The sequence below is a fragment of the Serratia sp. DD3 genome, from assembly GCF_000496755.2.
Map to the genome: position 1 here is coordinate 34324 of NZ_AYKS02000092.1, position 18847 is coordinate 53170.

16 protein-coding genes and 1 pseudogene are annotated in these 18847 nt (G+C 49.6%); 14 read left to right on the forward strand and 3 right to left on the reverse strand.

Annotated features, from left to right (window positions below; all coding sequences use genetic code 11):
- Positions 1-125: 125 nt before the first annotated feature.
- The 3 genes from aroA to ansB all read right to left on the reverse strand — a co-directional run bounded on the left by aroA (position 126) and on the right by ansB (position 3969).
- Positions 126-1406 carry a 3-phosphoshikimate 1-carboxyvinyltransferase gene (aroA, locus tag IO95_RS18675; protein ID WP_023489347.1) on the reverse strand — a complete coding sequence of 427 codons (1281 nt, stop codon included), beginning with the start codon at positions 1404-1406 and terminating at the stop codon, positions 126-128.
- 106 nt (positions 1407-1512) lie between these two features.
- Positions 1513-2598 (reverse strand): 3-phosphoserine/phosphohydroxythreonine transaminase, encoded by a 1086-nt coding sequence (serC, locus tag IO95_RS18680; RefSeq protein ID WP_023489348.1) that lies wholly within the window; start codon positions 2596-2598, stop codon positions 1513-1515.
- A gap of 324 nt (positions 2599-2922) precedes the next feature.
- Positions 2923-3969 carry an L-asparaginase 2 gene (gene ansB / locus IO95_RS18685; RefSeq protein WP_023489349.1) on the reverse strand — a complete coding sequence of 349 codons (1047 nt, stop codon included), beginning with the start codon at positions 3967-3969 and terminating at the stop codon, positions 2923-2925.
- A gap of 156 nt (positions 3970-4125) precedes the next feature.
- On the opposite strand from ansB, the gene ycaO reads away from it, so the two are divergent.
- From ycaO to IO95_RS18755, 14 genes and pseudogenes are all read left to right on the forward strand, one after another.
- Positions 4126-5895 (forward strand): 30S ribosomal protein S12 methylthiotransferase accessory factor YcaO, encoded by a 1770-nt coding sequence (gene ycaO, locus IO95_RS18690; RefSeq protein ID WP_023489350.1) that lies wholly within the window; start codon positions 4126-4128, stop codon positions 5893-5895.
- A gap of 327 nt (positions 5896-6222) precedes the next feature.
- A pseudogene (locus IO95_RS26155) lies at positions 6223-6460 on the forward strand (IS630 family transposase); the annotation flags it as partial.
- 475 nt (positions 6461-6935) lie between these two features.
- Entirely contained in the window at positions 6936-7304 is a 369-nt protein-coding gene (gene acpS / locus IO95_RS18700; protein WP_023489351.1) for a holo-ACP synthase, read from the forward strand.
- Positions 7305-7326: 22 nt separating this feature from the next.
- Positions 7327-8082 carry an SDR family NAD(P)-dependent oxidoreductase gene (locus IO95_RS18705; protein ID WP_023489352.1) on the forward strand — a complete coding sequence of 252 codons (756 nt, stop codon included), beginning with the start codon at positions 7327-7329 and terminating at the stop codon, positions 8080-8082.
- A 16-nt stretch (positions 8083-8098) separates the two neighbouring features.
- Complete coding sequence (locus IO95_RS18710) at positions 8099-8710, forward strand: 3-hydroxyacyl-ACP dehydratase FabZ family protein (protein ID WP_023489353.1); 612 nt, start codon at positions 8099-8101, stop codon at positions 8708-8710.
- Entirely contained in the window at positions 8707-9033 is a 327-nt protein-coding gene (locus IO95_RS18715; RefSeq protein WP_023489354.1) for an acyl carrier protein, read from the forward strand. The genes IO95_RS18710 and IO95_RS18715 overlap by 4 nt, the downstream gene beginning before the upstream one ends.
- Positions 9030-10271, forward strand: a complete 1242-nt coding sequence (locus IO95_RS18720) for an aminomethyltransferase family protein (protein ID WP_023489355.1) — start codon at positions 9030-9032, stop codon at positions 10269-10271. The genes IO95_RS18715 and IO95_RS18720 overlap by 4 nt, the downstream gene beginning before the upstream one ends.
- A gap of 258 nt (positions 10272-10529) precedes the next feature.
- Positions 10530-13088, forward strand: a complete 2559-nt coding sequence (locus IO95_RS18725; protein ID WP_023489356.1) for a beta-ketoacyl-[acyl-carrier-protein] synthase family protein — start codon at positions 10530-10532, stop codon at positions 13086-13088.
- Positions 13085-14314: a beta-ketoacyl synthase N-terminal-like domain-containing protein gene (locus IO95_RS18730; RefSeq protein ID WP_023489357.1), complete on the forward strand. Its 1230-nt coding sequence runs from the start codon at positions 13085-13087 to the stop codon at positions 14312-14314. Before IO95_RS18725 ends, IO95_RS18730 begins: the two co-directional genes overlap by 4 nt.
- Positions 14307-15359 (forward strand): hypothetical protein, encoded by a 1053-nt coding sequence (locus tag IO95_RS18735; protein WP_023489358.1) that lies wholly within the window; start codon positions 14307-14309, stop codon positions 15357-15359. The genes IO95_RS18730 and IO95_RS18735 overlap by 8 nt, the downstream gene beginning before the upstream one ends.
- Positions 15359-16126 (forward strand): hypothetical protein, encoded by a 768-nt coding sequence (locus IO95_RS18740; RefSeq protein WP_023489359.1) that lies wholly within the window; start codon positions 15359-15361, stop codon positions 16124-16126. The genes IO95_RS18735 and IO95_RS18740 overlap by 1 nt, the downstream gene beginning before the upstream one ends.
- The gene (locus tag IO95_RS18745; protein ID WP_023489360.1) at positions 16123-16836 is read left to right on the forward strand and encodes an ABC transporter ATP-binding protein; all 714 of its coding nucleotides are present in this window, start codon (positions 16123-16125) and stop codon (positions 16834-16836) included. Before IO95_RS18740 ends, IO95_RS18745 begins: the two co-directional genes overlap by 4 nt.
- On the forward strand, positions 16817-17512 hold the full coding sequence (locus IO95_RS23630) for a hypothetical protein (RefSeq protein WP_023489361.1): 696 nt from the start codon (positions 16817-16819) through the stop codon (positions 17510-17512). The genes IO95_RS18745 and IO95_RS23630 overlap by 20 nt, the downstream gene beginning before the upstream one ends.
- Complete coding sequence (locus tag IO95_RS18755; RefSeq protein ID WP_023489362.1) at positions 17509-18834, forward strand: FtsX-like permease family protein; 1326 nt, start codon at positions 17509-17511, stop codon at positions 18832-18834. The genes IO95_RS23630 and IO95_RS18755 overlap by 4 nt, the downstream gene beginning before the upstream one ends.
- Positions 18835-18847: the final 13 nt, after the last annotated feature.

Sequence of the window (18847 nt, forward strand, 5' to 3'; positions counted from 1 at the left end):
CTGTTACCCCAGAACGCACTGGTTGCTGAAAATAAAACCATTACGCTGCAAAAGCCACAGATAGAATTCAATCAGCTACGGCCATCCTGGCGAGTGAGAAATCATCAATAGAGCAGAAATCAGGCCTATTGGCTGATACGTGCCAATTGTTCAAAATAATCCGGAAATGTCTTGGCCGTGCATTTGGGGTCAAGAATCGTCACCGGGGTATCAGACAGGGCCACCAGCGAGAAACACATCGCCATGCGGTGGTCGTTATAAGTCTCAATTCGGGCAAACTGTAACTTGCTCGGCGGTATAATGTGGATGTAATCCTCCCCTTCGTCCACTTCGGCCCCCACTTTGCGCAACTCAGCGGCCATGGCCGCCAGTCGATCGGTTTCTTTTACGCGCCAATTGTAAATATTGCGGATAGTGGTTGGGCCTTCAGCAAACAGAGCGGTGGTAGCAATGGTCATGGCAGCATCTGGAATATGATTCATATCCATATCGATACCTTGCAACTCACCACGGCGACACTCGATAAAATCATCCCCCCAGGTAATATGAGCCCCCATTTTTTCCAGTACATCGGCAAACTTGGTATCGCCCTGGACACTTTTTTTGCCGATCCCGGTGACACGCACTGTGCCGCCTTTGATCGCCGCAGCGGCCAGAAAATAAGAGGCTGAAGAGGCATCCCCCTCCACCAGATAATCCCCCGGTGAACAATACTGCTGCTGAGCAGCAATATGGAATACCTGATAGTTTTCGTGAGTGACCTCAACACCAAAGGTTTTCATCAGGTGTAGCGTAATATCGATATAAGGCTTGGAAACCAGCTCACCTTTGATATGGATGGCGGTATCCTGCATTGCCAGCGGAGCCATCATCAGCAGAGCGGTCAGAAACTGGCTGGAAACACTGCCATCCACCGTCACATCCCCACCGCGAAAACCACCCTGCAGGCGCACTGGTGGGTAATCGGTCTGCTCAAGATAATCTATTTGCGCGCCCCCTTGACGTAGCGCCTCCACCAAATGGCCAATCGGCCGCTCCTTCATACGGGGTTCGCCCGTCAGAACCACATCACCCTGCCCCAGGCACAATGCCGCAGCCAATGGGCGCATTGCCGTACCGGCATTGCCAAGGAACAGTTCCAGCGGCTGTTTTGCTACCAGAGGGCCAGCCCCGCCTTCCACGACGCAACGGGTGCGATCATCAGAGAGTTGGTACTTCACCCCCAGCGCCTGCAACGCATTCAACATATAACGGACATCGTCGCTATCGAGCAGGTTAGTCAGCCGGGTAGTTCCCTGAGCCAGTGCAGCCAGCAGCAGAGCACGATTGGATACGCTCTTGGAGCCGGGTAAATTGACGGTGCCTTCGACTAAAGCAACCGGTTGTAACGTCAGGGAATCGACCATATCAACAACATTCTCCACAATCTGATCAACGAAACGGCCCCGGGATATCACCGGAGCCGCTTTAATACCAAAGGACAACAACTATACACGTCAGTAAACGTCAGGCTCAGCCATGACGACGTTCAAAATCAACCATAAAATCAGTTAATACCTTCACACCTGCCAACGGCATAGCATTATAAATAGAGGCGCGCATTCCCCCTACTACACGGTGCCCTTTCAGCGCTTGTAGGCCAATAGCTTCCGCTTCACTCAGGAAGACTTTATCCAATACAGGATCGGCTAACTGGAAAGGAATATTCATCAAGGAACGGTTAGCCGTGGCAACGCGGTTGCGATAAAAATCCGACTGATCAATGGTGGCATACAGCAGTTGCGCTTTTTCCTGATTACGCTTTTGCATTTCCACCAGGCCACCCTGCTCTTTCAGCCATTTGAACACCAGGCCAGCAAGGTACCAGGCAAACGTCGGCGGCGTATTGAACATCGAATCATTTTCCGCTAATACCGTGTAATCGAGCGTCGAAGGAGTTTCGCGGCGCGCTTTACCCAGCAGATCATCACGCACGATCACCAGCGTTAAACCAGCGGGCCCAATATTTTTCTGAGCGCCGGCATAAATAACACCAAAACGGCTCACATCCAGCGGACTGGAAAGAATCGTTGAAGAGTAATCGCCAATCACCACTTTATTAGCAAAATCAGGCAATTCATCCACCGCAATGCCATCAATCGTTTCATTTGGGCAATAGTGTACATACGCGGCATCATCACTGAGCTGCCACTCTTTCATCGGTTTGATGGCACTTAACCCGTCCACCGAAGTTTTAACATCAATAACATTCGGCTGACAGTATTTCTCTGCTTCAAGAATGGCACTGTGAGCCCAGTAGCCACCATCGATATAATCCGCTTTGGTACTATTGCCCAACAGGTTTAGCGGCAACGCAGCAAATTGTGCACGTGCGCCACCCTGGCAGAACAACACTTTGTAATTGGCAGGGATTTTCAGCAAATCACGCAGATCCTGTTCAGACTCTTCGGCAACGGCAATAAATTCCTTACTGCGGTGGCTGATTTCCATTACTGAAGTCCCCAGCGCATGCCAATTACACAGTTCTTGTTGAGCACGACGCAACACTTCAACCGGCAACATTGCCGGGCCAGAGCTAAAGTTATAAACCTGTGTCATTTCCCCTCACTACATTGACTGTTTGCCGCACAAACCGGTGTGTCGACTCACCCTTCGTTATTCAAGTTGCAGTAATCGGCCACCACCTGAATAAACCAAATTAAATAGATGTTGATACACTAAATAGATGTTGATACCCAATGGCGCCACTCGCCGTCCTATTGAACCGCAACGCCAAATCCACCCATCAGGTTTTATCACTCACCTAACGCGGCTGCAATGCTTATTCTTGTAAGAACCGGAAACATCGTCATTCAAAGGGCGGGGTTTTGCGGCGAAGATAAACAATATCAGGGGGCATCACACCCCCTGTAGATTGCATAATTAGTACTGATTAAACATCGCCTGGATCTGTTTGGCGTCTTTGGTTTGCGTTAAGGCTAATTGCAGCAAAACTCGGGCTTTTTGCGGGTTTAATGTCCCTGAGGCCACAAAACCATATTTAGTATCATCCACTTCCGCATCTTCGGTGGTTGAACCGGTCGGAACACGAGAAGAACGAACCACCGCCATGCCATCATTTGCGGCTTTGGCCAATGTATCAAACACAGTTTTATACAAGTTGCCATTGCCAACACCGGCACTGACAATCCCTTGATAACCTTCTGCGATCAAGGCTTTTGCCGGGGCATCGGATGCATTGGCATAGTTATAGATGATGCCTACCTTCGGCAAGGTGGTTAATTTGCTGACATCGAACGGTGTTGCAGTAGTATGTTTACGCTGCGGTGAACGTTGATAATCAACTTTACCATTGTGGATATACCCTAGCGGTCCAAAGTTGGGGGACTGGAAAGTTTGCACTGCCGTGGTATTGGTTTTGGTCACATCGCGGCCATCGAGTACCGTATCATTCATAGCCACCAGCACACCACGTCTGGCCGACTGTGGATCCGCTGCGGTAACCACCGCATTATATAAGTTGAATGGGCCATCCGCACTCATGGCGGTAGCCGGGCGCATGGCGCCAACGATCACCACCGGTTTGTCACACTTGACCGTCAAATCAAGAAAATAGGCCGTCTCTTCCAAAGTATCTGTGCCATGGGTGATGACAAAGCCATCGGTTTTGGCGCAGTCCGCATTGATTTTTTTTGCTAACTTGAGCCACACCTCATCATTCATATCTTGCGAACCAATATTTACCAGTTGCTCCCCTTTCACATTGGCAACTGTTTTCAGCTCTGGCACAGCATTGACTAACGCCTCCACCCCCAACTTGCCAGCGGTATAATTTGATTGGGTAGCAGATTGCCCCCCACCAGCAATGGTTCCCCCCGTAGCTAACAAGGTGATATTAGGCAATGCCAGTGCAGAACTGCTCACCCCGGCCATGAGTAATGCCATGACACTCAATTTTATTGATTTCATTGTCTTATCCCATGATTGATAAAATAATAATCTGCCGAATTATATAATTTATCATTATAAAAACTGTGATATTCATGCAAATTTAGGAATATATGGAGCTTCAGCCTAAAACCTCGTATTATTGTGCGTTCTCTGTATGCCCAATAAGTGATCACCATGACGCAAACTTTTATTCCCGGTAAAGACGCCGCACTGGAAGATTCCATCGCCGGTTTTCAGCAAAAATTATCTGATCTGGGTTTTAATATTGAAGAAGCCTCTTGGCTCAATCCAGTTCCCCATGTCTGGTCGGTGCACATCCGTGATCGCGACTGTCCGCTGTGCTTCACCAATGGCAAAGGTGCCAGTAAAAAGGCCGCCTTGGCCTCGGCATTGGGGGAATACTTTGAGCGTCTCTCCACCAACTATTTCTTTGCTGATTTCTATTTAGGTCAGCAAATTGCACAAAGCGACTTTGTCCATTATCCACACGAAAAATGGTTCCCTATCCCGGAAGATAATGCATTACCTGCGGGGTTGTTAGACCCACGCTTGCATGCGTTTTACGACCCTGAACAGGAACTGCAAGCCAGTGATCTGGTGGACCTTCAATCAGGCAATGCGCAGCGCGGTATCTGTGCCCTGCCCTTCAGCCGTCAGTCAGACCAGCAGACGGTTTATATTCCGATGAATATTATCGGCAACATGTATGTCTCCAACGGCATGTCTGCGGGCAATACCACCAGCGAAGCTCGCGTTCAAGCGCTTTCTGAAGTGTTCGAGCGTTATATCAAGAACCGCATTATTGCTGAATCCATCAGCTTACCGGAAATTCCCAGCGAGGTGTTAAGCCGTTATCCTGAAGTAGTTGAAGCTATCGCCAAACTGGAGGCCGAAGGTTTCCCAATCCTCGCTTATGATGCTTCGCTGGGTGGCCACTATCCGGTGATTTGTGTGGTGCTGTTCAACCCAGCCAATGGCAGTTGTTTTGCTTCCTTTGGTGCCCACCCGGATTTTGGTGTCGCATTAGAGCGTACCGTCACTGAACTGCTGCAAGGGCGTGGCTTAAAAGATCTTGATGTCTTTAGCCCTCCTACCTTTGATAATGAAGAAGTCGCCGAGCACACCAATCTGGAAACGCACTTTATTGATTCCAGCGGCTTAATCTCTTGGGATATGTTCAAGCAAGATGCGGATTATCCTTTTGTCGATTGGAATTTCAGCGGCACCACGCAACAAGAATTTTCCACCTTGATGAGCATTTTTAATCAGGAAGAGGCTGAAGTATACATTGCGGATTACCAGCACTTGGGGGTTTATGCCTGCCGTATTATTGTGCCTGGCATGTCTGATATTTATCCGGCAGAAGATCTGATCCTGGCCAACAACAGTATGGCAGCCCATTTGCGGGCCACTTTATTGCAATTACCAGACAGCCACTGGCAAGCAGAAGAGTATCTGGCTCTGCTGCAACAGTTGGATGATGAAGGATTAGACGATTTCACCCGGGTGCGTGAATTGCTGGGCCTCGCTACTGGCAAAGACAATGCTTGGTACACATTACGCGTGGGCGAACTGAAATCGATGCTGGCCTTGGCGGGAGGCGATCTGGAGCAGGCGCTGATCTGGGCCGAATGGACACTGGAGTTTAATGCCTCACTGTTTAGCGCTGAACGCAGCAATTATTACCGTTGTTTGCAAACATGCCTTCAGTTAGCTCTGGAAGCGGAACGCGACCCCGCTCAATATCATAGTGCTTTGGTCAAAATGTATGGGCAATCCGCCCTTGACGCAGCCTCTGCCGCCATTAATGGCAGCGAACGCTTCCATGGTCTGTTTGCTATTGACCCGGCGTTAACCGCCTTACCGGCACACCAGGCATTACTGGCGGCTTACAGCAAACTGCAAAAAGCCAAAGACCGATACTGGGCGCAGGGATCAGTCTAAACACACAATAATTCGAGTTGCATGACAAAACGCAGAGTGTTTTGAACAGTGCTTACGCTGGCCCGCAGGATGAACCGCATAGATGAGGTTCATTAATCCCTAGTGACATAGCTAACTATGTCACTAGGGTGAACGGCGAATCCGCCTGGTGCGGATTTTAACGCTGCTGCAGCGGCCCCGATAGGAGCGATCCTTATGAACGAGATGAATAACTGCAGCTAACACCCAAGCAGCCTGAAGCCTGAAGCCTGAAGCCTGAAGCCTGAAGCCTGAAAAGTATCAATCTGTGATCATTGAAAACGCTTAATTTTGTTCGTTACGAGGAGCATGCTTTTTGCCATGAAGCTATTTATCACCGTAGAACAGCAAAACGCACTCTAACACCTACAGGATTCCAGAAGGGATTAGCACGTTTATGGTCGTATAAAGGCCATCCTTTTCGCTTCTGAAGGCGGGAAGGTGCTTTGTGATGATTCCTCAGGCTTTACGTTTGCACCAAACAACGGTTGATCACCATATCCGTGGGTACCTGAATAAAGGCAAGCTAAAGCCTAAACATAGTGGGCTGTTTATCAGCTCGGCTTAATGATAATTTTCAGGTGCTGAAGCCAGCATCTTTAAGTTAATCGGGTATATATCAACAAAATACTCACCACTATTCTTTTACGCTGACAAAGCTGTCTAAAAGACCATCTAAGACCAGTTAAAGAGGAGTCAAAAAGGAAAATAGTGATTCACAGGTGTTTTCATTCTACTAGATACAAAACGCCTCATTCTGTCATAGACTGAATGAATTAAGATTTTTCTTATTATTTTTTTTTTATTTTTCGTGTTAACTTATCTTCGCCTGACGCCTTTAGGTATACACACACCAAATAATCGATTTGCTTGCAGGTAGCAACTGATCGAATCCCCGGTACATAGAAACTATATGACTGAGGTGAAAAAAGGCAGCTAACACCTACGTAGTTTAAAGTAAAAACACTATAACTACGTTTAATGAAGATGCTTCAATGGATTGAGAAAGAGAGTCAGGACGAATGAATCTTGGTGTAGATATTATCGAAATCGCACGGGTAAATACCGCGTTAACACGTAGTGGTAATAAGCTGGTGCAACTCTTGTTAACGCCCGCAGAGCAAGAGTCCTTAGGGAATCTGACCGAAAACATCGAGCGCATGGCCGGTTTCTGGGCAGCCAAAGAGGCTGCAGTGAAAGCGCTTGGTACTGGGTTTCGTCTAGGGATCTCATTCCATGACATCCAAATCATGCACGATGATCTCGGATGCCCTTATTATCTCTTCAGTGGTGAATTTTCCCGAATAATGCAGGAAAAAAACCTCACCAGTTCCACGCTGAGTATTTCTCATTGTCAATCGCATGCGATTGCCGCTGCAGCATTGGCTTAATTGTTAAAATAAAGGAATATTTATGTCTCACTATCCCGATCTCGGGGGTAAAAACGTGGTCGTCACTGGCGCCAGTGGTGATATCGGTTTAGCTATTTGTGAAAAATACCTTGAGCAAGGCGCTAACGTTTTCGCTATTTACCATTATGATACTAGCGGGTTGGAAAAATTAAAAACCTCTCATCCACAAGGTGAGAATCTGCATATTAAGCAATGTGATATTGCTGATGTCAGCGAAGTTTCACGCCTGGCTGATGAGCTTGAAAAAGAGGCTCACGCAGTTCATGTACTTATTAATAATGCAGGGATCTACAAAGATAACGTATTTTCCGCGTTGACCTACGAAGAGTTTGATCAAGTTATTAAGGTCAATCTGTACGGCACCTTCAGTATGACTAAACAGTTACTACCTTTATTACGCCATGCGCGCAATTCAGCAGTAGTGAATATCTCCTCGGTATCTGGAATCACCTCCAGTTTTGGCCAGAGTAATTACAGTGCTGCCAAGGCTGGCATTATCGGTTTTACCCGTACTCTTGCTAACGAAATGGCGGCAAAGGGCATCCGTGTCAATGCTGTGGCACCAGGTATGATCGAATCCAAAATGGTGAAAAAAGTACCGCGCCAGATTGTGCGTACAGTAATGTCAGCTATCCCGTTGAAACGTCTTGGTCGTGTTGACGAGATCGCCAATGTGGTGGCTTTTTTAAGTTCAGACGCATCCAGCTATATCGTAGGGCAGACTCTAGTGGCGGATGGCGGTCTGGTGATGCGTTAACCGACAGGAAAGTTGAATGGCTAATTATAACAGGAGTTTAGTTACTCCGCCTTTGTTACTGAAAATGGGGGCTTGGCGTGCACCCATATTCATGGTTGACCGCATCGTGGACTTTTCGCCAGGCGAAAAGGGCTCGATCACCGTCATTAAGCACGTAACCTTTAACGAGTCCTACATTCCCGGGCATTTTCCTGATAACCCAGTGATGCCAGGTGTGATGATCGCCGAAATTTTTGGCCAGTCCAGCGAATACCTGAGCCTGCTGAACGATTTTTGCCTATTGCATGAACGAGAAACTCAACAGCAATTGAAGAAGTTCGATGACGTTTCACGTGCATTGAGTACGCCAGAAGGCGCGCAACGCATAGTGGCAGAGCGTGCACGCGTCATCGGTGTACTGGCGTCACAGGACGTAAAATATAAGAACATGGTCTCGCCGGGCGACACCATTGAAGTCAACAGCCGACTGGCTTACGCCGATGTCCATGGTTTCCACCATTACGAAGTGGAGGCTCGAGTCGGGCGTAATGTAGTTTGCTCAGGACGTATTGTGAATTTTCGTACCGATATCAGTAATGCTGAAAGCAAAGGCATGCAAGTGAAATACCAGGGAGAAACACCACTATGAGTAACATCTCGCTTATTGAAACGATTGAACAGCGCAAATTTGTGCTGGAGAAAATCAAAACAGGCCTGATAGAACGCCTGAATCTCTATCAAAACGTCAATCAGATTGACGACGATACCCCATTGTTTGGCAGCGGTTTAAAGCTGGACTCAGTGGATGCTACCGAAGTCATCGTACTTCTCGACGAAACCTTCGGCATCCGTGTGAAAGAAGGTGATGATCCTTCCTACATGCGTAACGTCAACACTCTGGCCTCGTTTGTTATCGCCAAACAGAGAGAAATCAACAACGGATCAGCAACAGCAGGAGCGGACAAGGAATGACCAAACTCACTGAAATTCATCAACAGCACGGTGCAATCCTGGGAGAACGCAACGGCGTTGCTATTCCACTCAGCTATTGTGCAGCGGATGAAGAATACAAAGCAGTACGTAAAAACATTTTGCTGTCCGACTACTCCCACTTTGGCATTGCGGCCATCAGCGGCGATGACGCTTGGTCACTGCTAAACCAACTGGTTTCCGGTGATGTTTCATCGATCCGCGATGAGCAGGCCATGTACAGCCTGATCCTCGATGAAACTGGCAACATCATCACTGATTTGTATATCGCCTGTGATGACGAGCGTTTTTTGCTGATATCTGAGTGGGTCAGCGGTGAAACATTATGTGAATTGCTGCGTGCCAAACTGGCAGAAAATGAAGAAGAATTCGCAGACATCGAGTCGATCGAGTCTCTAACACCAGAATGGGGCATGCTGCACTTTGAAGGCCCATACGCTTGGGAATTGCTGGCTGAAGTGTACGGGATGGACGTTATCGGTCTGCCCTTCCAAGAACATATGCACGTTGACGACGAACTGATTCTCCTGCGTAGCGGCAAACACGGCGAATACTCCTACAAGCTTATGGGGCCACAGGATGTATTAGCCGACGTCTGGATGCAAATGCTGGAAGCCGGTGAGAAGTACGATATGCGCACCGGTGGCTTGAACTACCAACACTTGGTACGTCTGGAAAACCCTTGCTGGGAACCTGACACCCTAAATACCTATACTCGCTGCCCAATCTCATTGCAGATGCAGTGGGCTGTGCGCTACGACAAAGAAGTCTTCACCGGTCTGGAAAGCCTGAATGATCGCTTGGAGGAAGGTGTCAGCCACAGAGTGGTGGGGATGACCCTTGCCGGTAAGCCAAATGCGATCCCTCAGCGTGGCGACAAAGTAATGTCTGACGGTAACTGCATTGGTGAAGTGATCATCTGTGACTATTCGCCAGATTTGAACGCCTGTCTCGGCCGCCTGTTCCTCACAGATGACATGGCATGGGCAGACATTGACGCTTATCAGGTAGTAACAGCCAACGGTCCAATCACGGTAACCACTTCTGCGGTGCCTTTCGCCCGTAACTATAGCTTCTTGGTCAACCCTTCAGAGCATAGTTATGTGGACAGCACGCGCCCACGCGATTTGGTGCAACAATCCGAATGGAATAAGTTGAAAGAAGAGAAAATGAAGGCCGAAAAAGCAGCACTGGCCGCAGGAAATGCACCAAAAGCATAACGTATTTATACCCAAAATAATTTAAGTTACTTAACAAAAAGCTGAATGTTTCGAACAGCGCTAGCCCTTTAGGACCAGGCCCGATTTTGGTCCGAGTAACGCGGCAATCGATGAAATCCCCAGTCACATAGCTAACCCTGTGGCTGGGGATGACAGAGCGCAGCTAACACGCAAGTAATTTGAAGTATGGGACTATGTACGCCATGGAAACATGGCGTATCCACATTCGATTTCTGGTTTGCTGACACGGAAGACACTATGACAGTCACTCGCAAAAGAGTGGTGATTACCGGTATGGGTCACCTCTCTTCCATTGCCAATAACGTTGCCGATTTTAAACAGGCACTGCTGAATAAAACCTGTGGGATAAAACCCAGCAAAAAGTATCTCGAATGGTTTGAGGATGCGAATGCCTCCGAGGTGTTGCAACCGTTGAGTTGGCCAGAACTCTCTGCTGAAACCGTCGCCTCATTGGACAACGCTGCCCTGTGGGCCTACAAGGTTGGTCACGAAGCCTTAGATCAGGGGCAATTACCTCATGGTGTGCTCCGCGATAAAACGGGACTGATTATCGGTGTTTCCTCGGCCGGTACCGAAGCGTTTATGCCGCTGATCGAACATCAGATGGAGCGTTTCTCGCTGAAAAAAGCGATGGTTTCAGGTAGTTTTTCTTCCTGTTGTGCCATTGTTTCTTCACTGCTGGGACTAAAGGGCGGTTTTGAACTGGTTGCCACCGCTTGTACAGCCAGTACCAACGCCATGGGGATCGGCTATGACCTGATCCAGAACGGCAAAAACCCTACGGTTCTGGTCGTAGGCACCGAACCTATCTACCTGCCGACCTTTGCCGGTTTCTACGCGCTGCACGCCATGAAGCGCACCCCATCAAGCCCGTTCTCCGGCACGCCAGGAATGTCAATTGGTGAAGGTGCGGGGGCGTTATTGCTGGAAGAATACGAACACGCTATCGCCCGTGGTGCCACCATCTACGGCGAAATGGTCTCTTATGCCACCTCTTGCGATGCCTACCACGAAACTGCTCCAGACCCACGCGGTGACGGTGCGGTGCAAGTCATGCGCCACGCAATGCAAAATGCAGAAATCGAGACAACGGATATTGATTATATCAATGCCCATGGCACCGGTACCGAGGCCAACGACCGCTGTGAAACCTTAGCCATGAAGAAGGTCTTCCCGAATATCACGGATATTCCAGTGAGTTCGACCAAAGCCTATGTCGGCCACAATATCGGTTCCGCAGGGATTATTGAGCTCATCGCCTGTTTTCTGACGTTGCCAGAAAACAAGATCCTGCCAACGCTCAACTTTAGCACGCCACGCCCGAACTGCGATCTCAACTACGTGCCTAATGAGTTCCAAGAAGCCGAAGTCAAAATGTTCATGAAGAACAACTATGCCTTCGGCGGTAACAACTGCTGTGTGATAGCCAGCGTGAAGCCAGAACAGAGCCCAGCGAGCCAATACCAGGCTAAACGTGTCGCCATCACTGGGATGGGGGCTGTCAGTTCTGTGGGCCACACGCTGCACAGCATACTGGAAAAAATGTGGGCGCAGGCGCCGATCTCTCAGCTTCATCCTCTGGAACTGGACTCCTCTACCAGCCAGGAATTTCGCGAAATCGTCAATACCATGAAGAACAACCATGAAGTGGTTGACTACATGCAGAACAATTTCGGCGAAACGGATATGGCGAGCAAACTGAGTAAACCTTCAGGCGTGCACCAGGTATTAGACCTGGATCCGCGTAAAACGCTGCGCCGTTTTGATCCGCGCAAAGCCAATACCATCAGCACCTTTGCCCTGCTGGCCATTACCCAGGCAATGACTGATGCTGGGCGTAAAATCAAACGCGACGGTCAAACGCTGGGCATGATCCTGGGGATGTCAAAAGGGCCACAATCAACGGTGGTTCGCTACCTTGAGAGCCTGTTCCCTGACCCAACCAAAGTGCGCACCTCGGAATTCCCTGGGTCACTGATGAATGCCATCTCCACCTTCTGTTCCATTTCCGAAGGGATCAAAGGCTATAACACCTCGCTGGCAACCGGTATCAACGCTGGATTGGGAGCGTTGACTTATGGTTATGAATTAATCCGCCAATCGGTGCAACCTCAAGTGATCGTCGGTGGTGCTGATGAAAACATGGGGACATTTGCCATCTATCTGTTGGCGCTCAACAGCGATCTGCAGTTGACGTGCGATCCGGCGGACTTCAAGGTTTACAGTCAAGATGCCAAGGGCTATGTCCCGGGTGAAGGGGCTGGCATGCTGTTGATTGAAGATTTACAGCACGCCCAAGAGCGCGGCGCCCATATTCACGCCGAGATCGCCGGTTACGGTAAATCCAACGACGGCAGCTTCTTTAAGCAAGATGATATTCCAGCCAGGGTCGAATCGATGGTGGCCGCTATCCGCCAAGCCTTGCAGGAAGCCGATATCAAGCTGGAAGAGGTGGATCTGGTTTGTGGTACCAGCGATGGTACTCCCCTGCGTGATGCCACTGAGATCGGGGCAATTCGCGAAGTGTTTGGTGAAGCTCGTCGCAATCTGCCGTTTGTTAACTATAACGGCTGGTTTGGCTTGGTGGAATCTTGCATCGGTATTCTCAACATCGCTGTGGTCGCCGAGATCATGAAGCGCGGCGAAATACTGCCTATCCCGTATACCGAGCATTTCGCTGCTGACGATATCGCGTTTGTCACCAAACCGTTAAAGAAAAATGTCCGTACCGCGCTGGTGCTAGGTGCCACGGAAGGAGGCAACCATTATGCCGTACTGCTGAGGAGTATGGCGTGATTGATAACGTCGCCCTCAGCGGTTGGGGCGTGACCAGTGCCTATGCGCCGGATTTTCCGGCGCTGATTAATGGTCTGGTGGAAGGCAGATTGATCGGTTCACAGCCGTGGTTTGCCACAGAAAGTGAATGGCAGGATCTGCGTTTAAGCTGTAACCCGCACTATGTACCCGAAGCTCAACCCTTCGGCTCGGCGTTTTCCCGCCTGCAACCAGTGATTGACCAAGCTTTAGCCAAGGCTGGTTTAGGTCAGGAACATTTGCAGGGAAAACGAGTGCGAGTTTATCTGGTCGGCCATGGTCAGCGTGCTGACATCGCCGATTACCTAGGCTATCAGGATCGCAACGATCAGGAAGAGCTGCTGTTCTTTCCAAAAATCAAACGGTTGCATGCCAGCAATTTTGATCAGGATCGGCTGGTAAAACAGTTGACGCAAACCTATCAGCTCAGTTGGCCGGCGGTTTCGCTCTATTGTGCTAGCAACTCTGCTTTAGCGGCAGTCCATCTTGCTCAGTCATCCATTGCCGCCGGAGAGGTTGATCTGGTGTTAGTGATTGGCTGGCTGGAAACGCAGACTCAGGACATCATCTTCCTTGGCGGGCAAGATATGCTGGGGGAAGGCAGTTCACAGCCCTTTAGCAACCATAACAGCAGTATCTTACCCACCAACGGTGTCGTCGCGTTGATCCTTGAAAGTGGGCAACACGCTCAGCAACGAGGCTTTAAACCGAGCGCCATATTACGTAGTTCGATGTTTTGCCAGAGCAGTGGCGGCCGGGGAAGCAGTTCCTTTACCGCCGATTTCCGTACTATCGCTCAAACACTAGAACGCGTACTGGTAGATGCCGATCTGTCACCGCAAGATATTGCCTGCGTTTTCCCCCATGCCAATGGGGTGATTGCCAGTGACAAAGCCGAAGCGATGGCGCTGCAAAAACTCTGGGGAAAGGCGGGTATCCCGGTCGTCAGCTACAAAGGCCAGATAGGTTATATGGTCTCTTGTTGCGGGCTGCTCGATCTGATGCTAATTGCTGACGCTCTGCAACAACGCCGTCTCCTAGCGCTGACCAGTCGTTATCCTATTGATGAAACGCTGCAAATTCACGTTCATGCCGATAGCCCGCCGTTGGCATTGGAAAAAGAGCACATTATCAAATCAGGCATCGGGCTCGACGGTTCAGCGATCGCCATGGTGATCTCCGCTAACTGGGAGGGTGCAAATGAATGAGGTGAAACGAGTGATACCGGCCGCAGCCATTAATCTGGTGGGGTTTTCCCTGCTTGAACCCCGTTTGCCGATGCGGCGGTTTTCGCCGAGCTGGTACAACGTATGGGAAGCTTGGCTGCATAAAAAAGCCAATGCCAAAGCGGGCAGCAGCCAATGGTTGTTCCGCCGTTTCGGTGTAGACAGTGACATGTTGCCTGAAGAGGCGTTGCGCAAAGCCAATTATCGCGACTGGTTAAACAGCATGAATACCGCCTGCACTCAAGCGGTGGCACAACTGGGCAGCAAAGGGGAATTCCACCTGCGCCATGAACGCAATGCCCTGTTTTATGTCGACTCTTGGGGAGAAACCTCAACCATTGAAGGGATCAATAGCTGGCGCGATTCACTCAGCGTCGACATTCTGCCCAAAAGTATCGTGCGTGATTATGGCATCAAGGATTTCACCTGCAAATTACGCGGTGAGCGTAATGGTTTGATGAATGCCCTGCTGCTGGCACAAGACTGCCTAAACAGCAATATGGCCGATAACGTCATTATTTGTGGCCAATTCCGCAGTTTCCCGGTGCTGGTTTTTTCGGAAACCGAACGTTTTCCGTCATCCAAGCAGCGGGGAGAAGTGCCAGCCAATTGCCAATTCAGCGTTGAGCGCGTCGGCTGCCTTATCCTGAAAAAAGCAGCGGGCCAGGGGGTAACTTTACACCTGAGCGACTACCAGAGCCTGACTGGCTCACCGCAACAGCGAGCCATGCAGTTGGCAGAGCAATATAAAGGCTCTCTTGGCTCCGATACCCATGCCGTATTGGGCGTCACGCCACCAGCGCTGTCATTACGTGCTATGCAACAACAGGCTTTCCAGCAATTACCGGCCAGCCAAGTCTGTGTATCACTCAGTGATCTCTATGGCGACAGCGGCTGTATGAACCCAGCGCTGGCTTGGCAATATCTGCAGCAAAGCAAGAACAGCGGGCATAGCTTGCTCAGTGTGCTTGATGGTGAAGGTGGTGCTTGGCTGTTGGAAAGCTGGGTACCAGAGGAGCAGCTATAATGATGCGTTACGGGTTTCCACTGCTGATGGCGTTAACGGCTATGCTATTACAAGCTAAGCTGTTACAAGCCAAGCCGCTACAGGCCGAGACGTTCAAGGATTACCATGCTGTGTACCGCATCCTGCCTGTACGGGGGGAAAAACCAATCGGCGAACACCGCGTCACTCAACGTTGGGATCAGCAACATAGCCGTTATGTGCAACAAGCCAGCATTGCATTTTCCTGGAGAGTATTGCTCAACACACATCATTACCGCTATCAGGATGAGGTGTTCTACGGGGTGGATAACAGCCTGAGCTACCGTATATCTGAGGACAATGATGGCAACACACGCACGGTGAAAGGCGAGATGCCGGCGAAGGCAGCGGGACTGACGCTAAATATTGCCGATCAGCAGGGAAACCGGCAGAAAAGTATCGATAAAACACAATTTGAGTACACACTATTCTCATTGCGTTTTCCGATCCCCTGCCATTCAACACTCGTGGGCACCGAACGCAGTGAGCAAGTGCTGGTGCCCATCAGTGGCGATATCGTCTTGACTCAGAGTCGTTATGTCAGCATGACCGACCTTCACCTACCAGGGATAGCGAAACCGTTTAATGATCTGTGCCTGATAGAAACGACCGACAGCAGCACAGGGATAAGCCGACATTCATGGATCAATCGCGATGGCTATCTGGTGTACGAAATTTCTGCCGATTACCGCCTGTTACTGGTCGAAGAGGCTTCTAATTTACCGTCAAATTATCGGGGAAAACCATGACCACCCTACAAACTGCACAACCGTTACCTGTTGTGTCGATGCAACAGGCCAGCAAAAAATTCGGTAAAGGCACGGGTGCCATAGTGGCACTGGGATCAATCACCACCGAAATTCATGATGGTGAATTTATCGCGCTGTGTGGGCCTTCCGGTAGCGGTAAAAGTACGCTGTTGAATCTGATGGCTGGGATTGATTACCCCACCAGCGGCCATGTCTATCTGCTGGGTAACGATCTTTCCATGCTTAATGACAAGCAAACTGCACGCTTGCGGGCAGACGCCATTGGTTTTGTCTTTCAATTCTTTAACCTACTGCCAGTGCTAAGCGTATTTGACAACGTTTATTATCCGCTGATGCTCAACGGCTTTAGCCGCCGAGTCGCACAAGGCCAAGTGATGGATATGCTTGAGAAAGTAGGGTTGGCGGCACATTACAAACGCACACCAGGCGAACTTTCCGGTGGGCAACAACAACGCGTGGCGATTGCCCGTGCACTGGTGAAACGCCCACGGCTGATCGTCGCCGATGAACCCACCGGCAATCTGGATACCCGCACTGGGCAAGAGATCATCGATCTTCTGCTCACCATGAATCAAGAACTGAAAACAACATTTGTTATTTCCACCCATTCATTATCGTTGCGCGATCAGGCCAAACGGGTGTTGGAAATCAGGGATGGGGAGTTGGAAAATGATTTTCTTACCGCTTAAACGTTATGCCGTCGCTATATTGCTATTGACCAGCGGCCTTTCACAGGCTAGCAACTCACAAGCTAACAATGTAGCCCAACCGCAACAGGGTGTGCACAACAACACGCGTTTACAGATGATCCTGGGGGTTAATGCTCAAGCCTCAATGGACTCATTAACCAACGCCGCCAGTCAGTTACAAATGCTGTATCAACAGCACCCAGATTACCGCATGGCCAAAATGTTCTCTGGCTATGCACAGCTGTTTATGGCTAAGGATTTCCTGCTCAAGAAGAACTATATGCGTGCAGCAGAAAGCTCAAAACTGGGTTTTTTCTACATTGATGAAGCAGCAGAAACGGATGAAAATGACTGGCAGATGCGCTACCTGCGGGCCAGGATGGATGCCTTTGTTCCTGCATCCAATGGCCGCTGCGTTGTGGCATTGCAAGATCTGAACTTTTTACAACAGAATCCAGCCGTACCGGCCGATTTGAAACCGATGATATTGCTGATGTCGGCGAACGCGCTAACCGATTGCCAACGCGAAAGCGATGCCAAAGCCGCATTGGCATCACTGGCTCAACTGGGTGAAGAAGGGAAACGCCTCGCTACTCTTAAAGGCCGTGCGGCACCAGCATGGACGCCAGCTGAACTGAAAAACATTCTCCAACCCTTGGCGGAGATACCGCTATGATGAATATCTTGTTCTGGATCTCCAACATTATTATTGTTTATGCACTGTTGGTGGTGATAATAACGGCAATCCGTAAACCAACGGATATCCGTTACACCTTCCTCAACCTGTTCCGCCAGCGCCGCCGTTCTGGAGTCACGCTGCTGGCTATCACGCTGGGTGGCGTGGCCGTATTTATCTTCGGTGGCTTTGTCGATTATTCGTTTTGGGCCCTGCGTGAGCAAACCATCCGTACCAACCTCGGTCATATCCAATTGTACGAGAAAGGGTATCTCAGCAGTGGTGCTAACAATTCGCTGCAGTACACCATCAATAATTACGATGAGGTGAAAAATATTCTGCTGGCCGACCCAGTGATAGCACCGAAGATCACCACCATTACCGGTCAACTGGCATTCAGCGGCATCATCTCGCAATACGACAAAGGAACCTCTACTTTCTTTACCGGTGTGGGGATTGAACCACAAACCTCCTTGGTGCTGGGCTCTCTCGATAGAATCATTTCGGGTAGCGACCTGTCACGGGTTAGGCCGCAAGAGATTACCATCGGTTCGGGTATCGCCAATGCCCTCTCTGCAGGCTATGGCGATTGGGTAGATATGTTGGTGGTCAACCCGCAGGGTGGGCAAAATGCCATGTCTTCCCAGGTGAGAGGCGTCTTCCAGTCTGGTATCAAAGAGTATGACGATACGGCAATCAAAATGCCGCTACAAACTGCCCAGCGCCTGTTGCAGACTGACGGTGTCAGTAAAATCATCATTATGTTGCAGGACACCGAGCAAACCGAGAGAGTACTGGCGCGCATCAATCAGTTGATCAGCGATAAAAAGCTCAACCTGGAATCGCGCTCTTGGGATGAATTGGCGATTTTCTACCATCAGGTGGTTAACCTGTTTGAAGGGATTTTCCTGTTCATCAAATCGATTGTCAGCGTCATTGTAGTGTTCATGATCGGTAATACGCTGATGATGAACGTGATTGAACGTACTCGGGAAATTGCGACGTTGCGCGCCTTAGGCCTCAACCAATCCTATATTGGTCGCCTGTTTGTGCTGGAGGGGATCATCATCGGCATCATTGGTTCGGTGCTAAGCGTCAGCTTTGGCATATTGATTGCTACACTCATCAATATCAATGGAATACCAATGCCGCCTTCTCCAGGCTACACCCAAGGCTATCTGGCTTTTGTGATGTGGGATCAGGATATTAATCTGTTCTGGTTCTCCTGTGCGTTACCGCTGGTAACCGCATTAATCGCATCCATTATCCCGGCTCGCCGGGCCTCGAAACTGGTGATTGCGGAAGCATTCCGCTTTGTTTAATACCCTCAGGGAG